The following is a 13375-nucleotide window of genomic DNA, read 5'->3' as shown; positions in this document are numbered from 1 at the left end:
ACGGGAAAAAGCCCTAACCTAAAATGAAAAGTTATTATTGTAGGCAAAAAGGGCATTTTCCACAAGGAAAATGCCCTGATTTCGCCGAATTTATACGGTTAAGGAATTTGTAACTTCATTGCTATTTTTAACCGCTTTCGGATCTTCGCCATATTTGTTGCTAAAGCGTTGCCCGTCTTTAAATAAAAGTAACAACGAAAAAACAATAACTGCGATGCCGCCGAAAACGGTTGAACCGTAAAGCGCATACTCCGTTCCGATAATTGCACCGCCCAATTCTTTCTCTAAAGAGAAGATTGTCGCAATTCCGAACATGACTGCAACGGCATAGGGCAATAACTGCCACCATCCCGACCAGCCCAAATCGTGTAAACGGCGCGTGGTAAGACTAATTGCCGTAACGGCGGTAAGCAGCTGATATAAATACGAGAGAGAATTTAAGCCGATACCGAGATCTTCTAATCCGATAGCGACACATACGCTCACTAAAATATTGAACGTAATCACAATCAAAATATTAATTAAATAGAACCAACCGTATTCTCTACGTCTGGCGCGATCTTTAAAATTAAACGTTTTCTTCAAGACTAATAAAAACCAATTCATTTTTACGCTGACTCCTTATTTAAAATGATGAAAATTGTTTATTATTTTAACTATGCGATTGCTTGCCGTAGCGATTGGTAAACGCTTGGCCTCGCTTAAATATTAAGAAAATGATTTGTATAAAATAAATGACCAAAAGCAGTGACCAAAACGTACCGAATTTGGTATCTAACATAGCATTCAAGCTATGTTTAGGTATGAGATAAGTTAGTATCATAGCTACGATATTCATCGTCAATAAATAGGATTGCCACCAGCCGGAATAGCCTAAATCATGAAGCCGTCTTACCGTTACGCTGGACATCGGCAGCAATAATAAAATATCTAAAAGACTATTTAAAATATGCAAATCGTCGGAAAGGTGCGCTAAACGTAAAGCAAAAGCAAGCTTGGCAATCAATGCAATAACCCAATCGCTTAATTCGTAAATTAAAATAAACCAAATAAACTCGGTTCGTTTCGCTCTCCCCTGATAATTAAAGGTATTACGTACCGCATAAATACACCACTCCATTGGTCTCTCCCTTATTTTTAATGAACATTTTTTAATCTTTTTACAAATTTTGAAATAAATCGAACCGCTTGTCACGTAATTTGAATAAATTTGCGTACTTAGGTTGTTCTGAAGGCATAAATCAGCGAAAATAGAACAATATTTTTAAGGTGGCACGTCCACCCTTTTTGTTTTAATTTTAACCTAGAGAAAAGCATGTCATATCCACAAGAAGTCAATAAACGTCGCACCTTTGCGATTATTTCTCACCCCGATGCGGGTAAAACCACGATTACCGAAAAAGTTTTACTTTACGGAAATGCGATCCAAACCGCCGGTTCGGTAAAAGGCAAAGGCTCGAGCGCACACGCAAAATCCGACTGGATGGAAATGGAAAAACAACGTGGTATCTCTATTACAACGTCCGTAATGCAATTTCCTTACAATGATTGTTTGGTTAATTTATTAGATACCCCCGGACACGAGGACTTCTCCGAAGATACTTACCGCACATTGACTGCGGTAGATAGCTGCTTAATGGTTATCGACAGTGCAAAAGGTGTTGAGGAACGTACGATCAAATTAATGGAAGTGACTCGTCTGCGTGATACGCCGATCTTAACTTTTATGAACAAACTCGACCGTGATATCCGTGATCCGATGGAGTTACTAGATGAAGTTGAAAGCGTATTAAAAATTCGTTGTGCGCCGATTACATGGCCGATCGGCTGCGGAAAATTATTTAAAGGCGTCTATCATATTGCCAAAGACGAAACCTATCTTTACCAATCCGGTCAAGGCTCAACCATTCAAGAAGTACGTATTGTTAAAGGCTTAAATAGCCCTGAACTTGATGCCGCAGTCGGCGATGATTTAGCAAACCAGTTACGTGAAGAATTAGAATTAGTGCAAGGTGCGTCAAACGAGTTTGATCACGACGCATTTATTAACGGCGAACTCACACCGGTATTTTTTGGTACTGCATTAGGTAACTTCGGTGTCGATCATTTCTTAGACGGTTTAACCGAATGGGCGCCAAAACCGCAAGCACGTCAAACCGATGTGCGTACGGTCGAATCGAGTGAAGAAAAATTCTCAGGTTTCGTATTTAAGATCCAAGCGAATATGGATCCAAAACACCGTGACCGAGTGGCATTTATGCGCGTTGTTTCAGGCAAATACGAAAAAGGTATGAAACTAAAACACGTGCGTATCGGTAAAGATGTGGTGATTTCCGATGCCTTAACCTTTATGGCGGGCGACCGTTCACACGCTGAAGAAGCTTACGCCGGCGATATTATCGGTTTACATAACCACGGCACGATCCAAATCGGCGATACTTTCACCCAAGGTGAAGTGATGAAATTTACCGGTATTCCGAACTTTGCGCCGGAACTATTCCGCCGTATTCGTTTGAAAGACCCGCTCAAGCAAAAACAATTGTTAAAAGGTTTAGTTCAGCTTTCGGAAGAAGGTGCGGTACAGGTGTTCCGTCCGTTAATGAACAATGACTTGATCGTCGGTGCGGTCGGTGTACTCCAGTTTGACGTGGTAGTTTCTCGTCTGAAAACCGAATATAACGTGGAAGCGATTTACGAAGCGGTAAACGTTGCAACCGCTCGCTGGGTCGAGTGTACCGATACGAAAAAATTCGAGGAATTTAAACGCAAAAACGAGCAGAACCTCGCATTAGACGGCGGCGATAACTTAACTTATATCGCGCCGACAATGGTGAACTTAAATCTGGCGCAAGAGCGTTATCCGGATGTAAACTTCTTTAAAACACGCGAACATTAATCTTTGCTAAACAAGCGGTCATTTTGTAGAGAAATTCGACAAAATGACCGCTTTTTTATCCTTCTAATTCTCCTCTTTTCTTATTCCATTATTTTTTTATTGATTTAATAGATTAATAGCTATTATTTTTTTATGGTTTTATGCTAGAATTGCCGCGCTATTAAATACTTGACTAAAAACAAGGGAATTTCTAATGAAAAAATGGCTACTTCCGTTACTGGCAACCACATTATTTATCGTAGGTTGCGAAGATAAATCCGTTACACAAAACAATCCGCAAAATAATAAAGAAAGCGAAGTTAAAAACTTAAAAAACAACGAATTAACTCAAGTCACCGTAATTGCGCCTTGGGAGCTAAACAGTTTGCATCCGACTCAATCCGGCGTTATTTTCCAACGAATGAACTTAGCCGAAACTTTAGTTGAAGCGAATGAAAAAGGCGAATTGATTCCGGGATTGGCAACAGAATGGCAAAGTAATGAAGACGCAACCGAGTGGACTTTTACTCTACGTGATGCAACCTTCCATAACGGTGAAAAAGTAAATGCGCAAACCGTAGCCAAAAATCTCAATTTATTAATGGCGCAACCGAGCATTCTACAAAAAGCCTTTATCCAAGAGATCAGTGCATTAGGGGACAACCAAGTTAAATTTAAACTCACGAAATCGTTCGTACCCTTCCCATCTTTTTTAACGCACTATTCCACCATTATTTTAGCGGACGAAGCATTTAATGAAAAAAACGAAGTGGTAAAATTAATCGGTACCGGTGCTTTTAAAGCGACCAAAGTCGAAGCACCGCAAAAAATTGAAGCGGTTCGTTTTGAGCAATACTGGGGAGAAAAACCGAAGGTCCTTCATGCAAATTATTTAGCCAGCAGCCGTAGTGAAACTCGTGTATTAATGGCACAAAGCGATGCAAGTTCATTAGTATTTAATTTAGATACCGCCAGTGTCGCACGTTTAAAAACCGATCCGAATTTAACTGTTACCAGCGGTTCTATCGCTCGTACGATTCAAATGAAGATGGATGCGGCTAAACCGTTCTTTAAAGATTTAACAATTCGCCAAGCACTTTCACAGGCAATTAACCGTAAGGCGATTGCCGAACAAGTGTTAAAAATTAAAGACGGTGCGGCGGATCAAATCTTACCGAAAGCCTTTGCCGATTGGCGTGTGGAAAATAAAGACGAAAGCGTTGATATTGCAAAAATCAAACAAAATTTAACCGCTGCCGGATATCAATTCAATAGCGAAGGCAAATTAACCGATAAAGAAGGAAAGCCGTTCAGCTTTACCTTAAGAACCTTCTCGGATCGTCCGGAATTACCGATTATTGCGACTATTCTCCAAGCACAATGGCGAGAGATTGGTATTGATGTCAATGTTTCTGTCGGCAATTCGAGTGAAATTCCTGCCGGTCATAAAGACGGTAGCTTAGAAATGGCACTCTATGCGTTGAACTATGGTAAAACCATCGATCCGTTCGGTGTAATCGTACAGGATTATGCCAAAGGCGGCAGCGACTGGGGTGTAATGAACTGGAGCAATGAACAATTAGCACAAACGTTAGAGAAAATCGAAACGGAACGTGATCCGCAAAAAGCTAAGCAGTTAAAACAAACGGTTAGCCGAATCATTCATGATGAATTACCGATTATTCCAATTGTGTATTATCAGCAAAATGTCGCAACACATAATGAGATGAAAGGCGTTACGCTAGATACATTCGAAAGAAGATTCTTTTTAGAAAAACTCACAAAATAACATGATAAAAATTTAGCATTAAAAACACGGAAAACAGCATACAAATTTAAGCCGCTTTCCGTGTTTTTTATATGAATTCTCACGGTTAAAAATATGCTTAAGATTATTTTCAGACGCCTACTGCAAATTATTTTAGTGATTTGGTCGGTCGGCACGCTTACTTTTATTTTGACACGACAACTCTCCGGCGATATGGCTTATCGTATTGCGGCAAGTCGTTACGGTTATGATCAAGTCGATAGTGCCGCCGCCGATTTAGTTCGTACCGAATTAGGACTAGATCAACCTTGGTGGCAAAGCTACGGCAACTGGCTACTTGATCTTTTACAACTTAATTTAGGTAAATCTTTAGTTACCGGCGATTCGGTTTGGAGTGAAATTGCCCATCAATTCGGGCATACACTTAGTCTTGCTCTGGTTGCGCTCGTTATGGCAATTATGATTGGTCCGATTCTTGGTGTACTTGCCGCTCGCAAAGAAAACGGCTTTTTTGACCGCTTTACCTTGGTATTCAGCACGCTGTTTCGCTCCGTACCGGCATTTATTATCGCTATCGGACTGATTACGCTCTTTTCGGCGACATTACGTTGGCTGCCTGCCGGCGGTTACGGTAAATGGCAACATTTTGTTTTACCGGCTTTTACTTTGGCATTAGGTTTAAGTGCGGTTTCTGTTCGTGTGACACGTGCCGCAATGTTACAGGTAAAACAATCCGAATATTACCAATTTGCGCGCTTAAAGGGGCTTTCAAAATGGCAAACTTTTACCCGCCACGGTATCCGCAATATTGCGATTCCGGTCATTGCTTACCATGCGGTACAGCTGGTTTATCTGATTGAAGGTGTGGTCGTGGTAGAAAGTCTCTTCGCTTGGCCGGGCAGCGGACACGCTTTAGTACACGCCATTATTGCTCGAGATGTGCCGATGATCCAAGGTACATCTCTGGTGATGGGCGGTTTATTCGTACTGTTAAATATGTGCGCAGATATGCTGAGTACGTGGATTGACCCGCGAATTACCCATAAACGTCATGGAGAATAACAATGAATAAAATGACATTTAGCCAAAAAATAGGGGCGATAATTCTTACTATATTACTCGCTTTTGCCTTTTTACAGCCTTATTTTTACCCGATGGATATTGGCTTCCAAGATCTTGGTAATATGCTTGCTAAACCTGATGAGTTTGCTTGGCTCGGCACCGATCATCTCGGTAGAGATATGCTTGCTCGCCTTGCTTCGGCGATTCGTTTATCATTCGGTCTATCGCTATTTAGTGTATTTTGTGCATTAATTGCCGGACTAGTATTTGGTATTCTAGCCGGCTTTTTCGGTGGATGGCTTGACCGACTATTTAGCTTTATCTGCGATTTGGTGATGGCGTTACCCGGATTGTTATTGATTCTACTCTTTGCCTCATTATCACCGGGATCATTTTGGACACTCTATTTAGGTATCGCTTTGGTAATGTGGGTAGAGTTTTTCCGTGTAATTCGAGCAGTCAGCCAAACACTTGCTTCCAGTGCTGAAATCGAATCTTCTCGCTTAATGGGCATGGGATTAGTTTATAGCTTTAAACGTCATCTTTTACCCCGTTTGCTACCGCTTATTGTAACCTTAAGTGCCTTCTCGCTCGGTAATGCAATTCTGGCATTAGCCACTCTCGGATTTGTAAATGTGGGCCTACGTCCACCTACAGCCGAATTAGGTTTAATGATGACCGAATTATTTCCTTACTACTATGAAGCCCCTTGGGTCTTTATGCAGCCGGTCATTGCAGTCTTTTTAATGGTACTTAGCCTTCAACTGTTATCCGGGAGAGTAAAATAATGGCACTGCTACGAATTGAAAATGTTGGGGTAAAAACCACTACAGGTTTAACTTTAGTTGAGCCGATAAGTTTAACGCTAGAACAAGGTAAAAATATCACGATTCTCGGTGAAACCGGCTCAGGGAAAAGCCTGCTGATTCAAGCGATTATGGGTGCTTTACCGAAAGAGTTGGAAGCAAGCGGTCAAATTTTTGTAGAAAATGGCAAAACCGAGAACACACAGCTCGAATCGCTTTGGGGTAAAACGTTGGTAATGTTGCCGCAAGAACCTCGTCGTTCTCTTGACCCGATTATGACGATAGGTAAACAGCTTTGGGAAAGTTTTACTTTTGTTGCTAAAAAAGATAAACAAGCGGCAAAAAATGAGGGTAAAAAAACCCTTGAGCATTTAGGTTTAAAAGCATGGGAAACCGCCTATCCGCACCAACTCTCCGGCGGTATGGCTCAACGCGCTTCTTTTGCTATCGCTACCGCTGCCGGCGGTAAAATTTTGTTAGCAGATGAACCGACCAAAGGGCTTGATCCGAAAAGCAAGGCAAATGTGATTCAATTACTCAAACAGGCTTATCAGCAACAAGGCGGTTTGCTTACCATCACGCACGATATTGACGTTGCCGAACAATTAGGCGGCGAAATCTTAGTGATGAAAAAGGGCCAATTACTAGAAAAAGGTGCAGCAGAGACATTGCTTGCCGACCCGCAGCATCCATATACAAAAGCCTTGATTTCCGCCGATCCGATACATTGGCAAGCGGTCGAAAATTCGCAAAATTTTGCAAAAAATCAACCGCTTGTTTCGGTGAAAAACCTGAGTGTTGCACGAGGTAAACGCACACTTTTCAGCGGACTTTCATTTGACTTACACCAAGGCGAAATCCTAGGCGTTGTCGGACACAGCGGTATCGGCAAAAGTACGCTCGCTGATGTGTTATGCGGTTTGCTTAAGCCTAAATCGGGCGAGGTAATCTGGCACAGCCGGCAACATAAAAAACATCAGGTGCTAAAACTATACCAAGATCCACCGGAAGCATTTGCGCCGACCGTCAGCTTACAAACACTTTTGGATGATGTGATTAATAAACATAAGTTAGATCGTTCGCAAATTCCAACTTTACTGCAACAGCTAGCACTTGCTCCGGAAATTCTCGCCCGTAATGCGGAAAACGTCTCAGGCGGAGAATTACAACGGGTTGCGATCTTACGTGCATTATTGCTTGAGCCGGTATTACTTTTTGCCGATGAAGTCACTTCTCGCTTAGATCCGATCACGCAAAAAGAAACGATTGAGTTATTAATCAATCAATGTCGCCAACGTAAATGTGCATTAGTGATTGTGAGTCATGATCCCTATTTGATTGAGAAAAGCTGCGATAAAGTAATTGATTTAACTCAGTTTGTTTAGCGCTTCAGAAAATAGCTGATTCATACTGACGAATCATAACAACAAGCGGTCGTTTTTTTTAGGAAAACTTTGCAAAAATTGCGTTGCTCTCTAAAAAAACGACCGCTTATTTCGTTTAATTTGACTATGTTACTCAGTGATGTTATTCAACTAAATCTAGCATTTCCTGTGCATTAGCAAGCACCGTATCGGTAATCTTACTTCCACCTAATAATCTTGCTAAGACCTGAACGCGTTCCGCTTGGGTTAATAACGACATTTGAGTTTCCGTCTGATTATTTTCCACATACTTTTGCACATTAAAATGGTGATGCCCATAGCTTGCTACCTGCGGTAAATGTGTCACGCAAAGCACCTGACATTTCTTACCTAATTGGCGTAACAGCTTACCGACTATGGTGGCTGTCGGGCCGCTAATCCCAACATCCACCTCATCAAAAATAATTGTCGGTGTGGATAATTTATTTGCCGTCAACACCTGTACAGCCAAGGAAATACGTGATAACTCACCGCCGGAAGCGATTTTAGCTAACGGCTGAGCCTGTTGCCCTAAATTACTGCGCAAATTAAATTCAACAACATCAGCCCCGTTACTTGATAATCTTTTTGCATCATGCTGAACATCAATAAAGAACTCGCCGTTTTCCATTGAAAGACGTTTAATTTGTGCCGTCACTTGCTCAGCTAATTTTTTACCTGCCTCAAGACGCTTTTGATAAATTTGCTCAGCCAGCTTAATAGACTGTTGATGAGCCGCTTGCTCATCCGCAATTAACTGTTCTTCATTTCCGGCAAAATCCTCCAGTTTTTGTAATTCTTGCTGAATAAATTCGTGATGTTGCCATAAATTCTCCGGCAATACATGGTGCTTACGGGCTAATTGAAGCGTCTTACTAATACGTATATCCAACTCATTGAGTAAATCCGGATCTTGCTCTATTTTGCCGGCTAAATCACTCACCTCGGAACTGGCTTCCTGAACCTGAATAAGTGCTTCATTTAACATATTTAGTGCCGATTGATAACGTGAATCAACCTCGACTAAATCTTCTAAATGACGAATCGCCTTATATAACATTGAATCGACATTTAGTTCACTTTCGCTCAGTAAATCAGTCACCTCTTGGGATAATGCGGTTAATGCTTCGGAATTGGATAACCGGCTATGCGTTTCTTCCATTTCCTCAAATTCACCTTGCTTAATCGCAAACTCATCTAGCTCATCTACTTGATATTGCAGCAGCTGTTTACGAGCCTCATTCTCTTGGCACTGTTGGCGGAAATTTTTCACTTGCTGATGTAATTTCTTCCAACGCTGGTATTGGCTACTCATTTCATTTAACAAACTATAGATACCGGCATAGTTATCTAATACCTCCAACTGATACTCACTTTTTAATAATAATTGCGGTGCGTGCTGACCGTTCAAATGAATCAGATATTGGCCTAACTCTCGTAGATGAGAAATCGGTAACGGACGATTGTTTACAAATGCCTTAGAACGTCCCTCTTGGTTAATCATACGGCGTAAAATGCATTCTTGCGGATTATCTTCATCCAGTAATTCATGTTGTTTCAACCATAAATAAGCCGGGCTAGTCGCTTGCATACTAAAGGTTGCGGTAATATCCGCTTTATCCGCACCATGACGAATCATACTGCTTTCCGAACGATAGCCGAGACAAAGGCTTAACGCATCAATCGCAATGGACTTACCCGCCCCGGTTTCGCCGGTAATCACGGACATACCTTCATTCAGCTCTAATGTTAAGTGACGAACAATTGCAAAATTATTAACCGTTAAATGAGTAAGCATAAAACACCTGTAAAAATATATCCTGTATGGATATATACTATTACTGTTTTTTTGAACAGTAAAGTATTTTTGCAAAATTTTTGCTGAATCCGACCGCTTGCCATAAAAAAATCCTCGCCGATTTTCATCAACGAGGATTTTTAAATTAATTAATCTTGATACTAGATAAAGACTTGTTCACCGATACGATAACCTTGCGGCGCTTGTTCTTTATCTTCAAAGGTTACAAATTCCCAAGCATTTTCGTTAGCAAGGATTGCACGTAATAATTTGTTATTTAAACCGTGTCCCGATTTATATGCACTGAAATCACCAAGGATATTATAACCGCACATAAATAAGTCGCCGATTGAGTCTAACATTTTATGCTTAACCAATTCGTCTTTATAGCGTAAGCCTTCTTCATTCAAGATACGATATTCATCTAATACGATCGCATTATCAAGGCTACCGCCTAATGCTAAGCCGATTGATTGAAGATATTCAACATCTTTCATAAAGGTGAAAGTTCTTGCACGGCTGATTTTGTGAATAAAGTTTTCGGCAGATAATTCCATTTTGAAATTACGCACATCCTTACTGATCATCGGATGGCTAAAATCAATGGTGAAATCTAGTTTTAAGCCTTTGCTATAAGGCTTCATTTCCGCCCATTTATCGCCTTCTTCCACACGTACCGTTTCTCTGATACGAATAAATTTCTTCGGTGCGTCTTGCTCTTCAATACCGGCATCTAATAATAAATAGATGAACGGACTCGCACTGCCATCCATAATCGGAATTTCAGGCGCATCAACTTCAACGATTAAGTTATCCAAACCTAATGAAGCCATTGCCGCATTTAAGTGTTCAACCGTTGAAATACGTACACCGTCATCATTAATCATACAAGTACAAAGCTGCGTATCACGAATAGATTCCGCACTTGCAGGAAAATACACCGCCGGTTCTAAATCCGTACGAGCATAAACAATCCCCGTATTAGCCGGTGCGGGACGTAACGTTAGCGTTACTTTTTTACCGCTGTGCAAACCGATACCGGTGACTTTAGTCGCTTGTTTTAATGTTCTTTGTTTAATCATATTCTATCCTTATTCCCGTTTGGGTAACGGCGTTATTGACCGTTTCTCATAAATCCCGGAATCGAATTAGGAGACCAAACTTGGGAAGAATCCACTTGCTGAGGTTTCGGAGCCGCTTGTTGCGGTTGAGCGAATTGCGCCGGCTGAGCGTAACCCTGTTGTGCAAAAGCAGGTTGTTGAGGCTGTTGCGCTTGTTGTTGATAGCCTTGCTGTTGCATAGGTTGTTGCATTGGTTGCGGAACGACAGTCGCTCTCGGTAACGTTAATTCTTCCGCTTGACCGATACCTGTCGCCACTAATGTTACGCGAAGTTTACCTTCCATTTCCGGATAAACCGAAGTACCGAATACAATCGTCGCATCCGGAGCGGCAAAACTGTGGATATAATCCATAATCACATCGACTTCGTTTAACTCAATATCTAAACCTGAAGAGATACTTACTAAGATACCTTTCGCACCGGATAAATCGACATCTTCCAATAACGGGCTGGCTACCGCATCATGCGCCGCATGTTCTGCACGGTCTTCGCCTTCGGCAATACCGGTACCCATCATCGCACGTCCCATTTCCGACATAACGGTTTTCACGTCGGCAAAGTCCACGTTAATTAACCCCGGAGAGGTAATCATATCGGTGATACCTAAAACGGCGTTACGTAAAATATCATTCGCCGCTTTGAAAGCATCCATCATTTTCGTATTTTTAGGTAATACCTTTAATAATTTATCGTTAGGGATGATAATTAATGAATCTACGTGCTTAGATAACTCTTGGATACCTTGCTCCGCGTAATTCATACGTTTGTTACCTTCGAAACGGAACGGTTTGGTTACGATGGCAACCGTTAATGAACCTTGCGATTTTGCGATATCGGCAATAACCGGCGCCGCACCGGTACCCGTACCGCCGCCCATACCGGCAGAGATAAATACCATATCCGCACCCGCAAGCATATTCGATAACGCTTCGCGGTCTTCTTCCGCTGCTTGACGACCTACATTCGGATTTGCACCGGCACCTAAACCTTTAGTGATATTCGCACCGATTTGAATCGTTTGGCGCACGGAACTTGTACGCAATACTTGCGCATCGGTATTTACCGAGAAAAACTCAACGCCGCCGACACCTTCGTTATTCAGGTTTCCGTCCACCATATGGTTTAGTGCGTTACCACCACCGCCACCAACGCCGACTACCTTAATTACCGCATCTTGCGTTGTTTCATAAATAGGTTCAAACATTTTTTATCTCCCTCGTGCTGATTTGCAACTCAACACATTTAAAAATTCGATCTTGCCACATTAACTACTTTTTTCAGCCCTCGACTCAGAATATCAAGGATACTATCTACTTTCTCGCTGATTTCGCCCTTCCCCTTTTCATCCGAGTTATAATGGCTATATTGTAAAAGACCGAGTACTGTCGCATATTGCGGCTTATTTACGTAATCCGTCAATCCTGTAATATTCAACGGATATCCGACTCTTACCTGAGAGCCGAAAATTTCTCTCGCACATTCTACAATATCTTCGATTTGCGAACCACCACCCGTAAGCACAAAACCTGCAATTAATTCCTGTTTTATGCCTTTTTGCAGCAATTCATGACGTAATTGTACCAATTCGTTTTCTACGACTTTTAACAAATCACTATAACATTGTGAAGTCACGGTAGCAACTTGCGCTTTAGTAAAGGTTCTAGGCATACGACCGCCAAGCCCTGCAACTTCAATTTTCTTATCCGCATTATGCGTAGGCGGATTAACTGCGCTACCGTAATTGATTTTAATACTCTCGGCTTCATTGCGAGAAGTAGTGAAGACTTGCGCAATATAATCGGTAACATTATTACCGGCAAAAGGAATCACTTTACTAAAACGTAACGCACCGTCGGTATAAACAAGAATATCCATTGTACCGCCGCCGATGTCGATCAAGCATACGCCTAATTCTTTCTCGTCTTCGGTTAAAACCGAATAACTTGATGCAAGTCCGGAAAAGACCACTTGATCCACTTTTAATTTCGCTCGCTCTACCGCATTTTTCAGGTTACGTAACCAATCTTGGTGACAAGTGATAATATGTGCTTGTGCTTGCAAGCGCATACCGGATAAACCGACCGGGTTTTTGGTTGCCGGTAATCTGTCCACTTTATATTCCTGCGGAATAATATGTAAGGTCTCCAATCCGTCAGGTAACTTAATCGAACGTGCTATATGAATAGCCGCATCAATATCTTCGTTTGTTACCGTACCTGAAAGCGGTACGGTACCGCTTTCGTTCAACGCAGTAATATGCTGACCGGAAATCGCAAGCGTTACGCCGATAATTTGACAATCGGAAACAGATTCGGCTTGTTCTATCGCACGTTGAATCGAATTTACCGCTGCATCTAAGTCGATAACACCGCCGCGATCAACGCCTTTAGCTGGGCAACTACCCGAACCGATAACATTAATCACGCCGTCAGGCAATACTTCACCGACTACGGCGACAACTTTTGATGTGCCGATATCTAGACCGACAATGATTTTGGATTCTGCTATTTTTGTCATATCGTTATATTATGCTTGCAAAAA

Annotated in this window: 11 protein-coding genes; 5 read left to right on the top strand and 6 right to left on the bottom strand. The window is 41.7% G+C overall.

The genetic code is table 11. The annotated features are described in order from the left end of the window. Nucleotides 1–90: 90 nt before the first annotated feature. Together DY200_RS00165 and DY200_RS00160 are read right to left on the bottom strand one after the other, a co-directional pair. Nucleotides 91–606, bottom strand: a complete 516-nt coding sequence (locus DY200_RS00165) for a DUF805 domain-containing protein (protein WP_115586458.1) — start codon at nt 604–606, stop codon at nt 91–93. Between the two features lie 46 nt (nt 607–652). Beyond that, a complete protein-coding gene (locus DY200_RS00160; protein ID WP_115586457.1) occupies nt 653–1120 on the bottom strand; it encodes a DUF805 domain-containing protein in 468 nt (155 codons plus the stop codon). A 195-nt stretch (nt 1121–1315) separates the two neighbouring features. Between DY200_RS00160 and prfC the strand changes: the two genes are divergently transcribed. From prfC to DY200_RS00135, 5 genes are all read left to right on the top strand, one after another. Beyond that, a complete protein-coding gene (prfC, locus tag DY200_RS00155; protein ID WP_115586456.1) occupies nt 1316–2896 on the top strand; it encodes a peptide chain release factor 3 in 1581 nt (526 codons plus the stop codon). A gap of 193 nt (nt 2897–3089) precedes the next feature. Next, nucleotides 3090–4664 carry an ABC transporter substrate-binding protein gene (locus DY200_RS00150; protein ID WP_115586455.1) on the top strand — a complete coding sequence of 525 codons (1575 nt, stop codon included), beginning with the start codon at nt 3090–3092 and terminating at the stop codon, nt 4662–4664. Nucleotides 4665–4757: 93 nt separating this feature from the next. Continuing rightward, nucleotides 4758–5705 (top strand): ABC transporter permease, encoded by a 948-nt coding sequence (locus DY200_RS00145; RefSeq protein WP_115586454.1) that lies wholly within the window; start codon nt 4758–4760, stop codon nt 5703–5705. A gap of 2 nt (nt 5706–5707) precedes the next feature. Next, nucleotides 5708–6493: an ABC transporter permease gene (locus tag DY200_RS00140; protein WP_115586453.1), complete on the top strand. Its 786-nt coding sequence runs from the start codon at nt 5708–5710 to the stop codon at nt 6491–6493. Next, on the top strand, nt 6493–7896 hold the full coding sequence (locus DY200_RS00135; RefSeq protein WP_115586452.1) for an ABC transporter ATP-binding protein: 1404 nt from the start codon (nt 6493–6495) through the stop codon (nt 7894–7896). The genes DY200_RS00140 and DY200_RS00135 overlap by 1 nt, the downstream gene beginning before the upstream one ends. 142 nt (nt 7897–8038) lie before the next feature. Here DY200_RS00135 and recN read toward each other — a convergent pair whose 3' ends face one another. From recN to ftsA, 4 genes are all read right to left on the bottom strand, one after another. Next, entirely contained in the window at nt 8039–9712 is a 1674-nt protein-coding gene (gene recN / locus DY200_RS00130; protein ID WP_115586451.1) for a DNA repair protein RecN, read from the bottom strand. Nucleotides 9713–9873: 161 nt separating this feature from the next. Further along, nucleotides 9874–10794, bottom strand: coding sequence for a UDP-3-O-acyl-N-acetylglucosamine deacetylase (lpxC, locus tag DY200_RS00125; protein WP_005595622.1), 921 nt, complete (start codon nt 10792–10794; stop codon nt 9874–9876). 32 nt (nt 10795–10826) lie between these two features. Beyond that, the gene (gene ftsZ / locus DY200_RS00120) at nt 10827–12038 is read right to left on the bottom strand and encodes a cell division protein FtsZ (protein WP_005595620.1); all 1212 of its coding nucleotides are present in this window, start codon (nt 12036–12038) and stop codon (nt 10827–10829) included. Nucleotides 12039–12076: 38 nt separating this feature from the next. Next, on the bottom strand, nt 12077–13351 hold the full coding sequence (gene ftsA / locus DY200_RS00115; protein ID WP_115586450.1) for a cell division protein FtsA: 1275 nt from the start codon (nt 13349–13351) through the stop codon (nt 12077–12079). Between the last annotated feature and the right edge of the window lie 24 nt (nt 13352–13375).

Source organism: Actinobacillus lignieresii (assembly GCF_900444945.1).
Classification (GTDB): Bacteria; Pseudomonadota; Gammaproteobacteria; order Enterobacterales; family Pasteurellaceae; genus Actinobacillus; species Actinobacillus lignieresii.
This window is presented reverse-complemented; position numbering and strand designations above follow the sequence as displayed.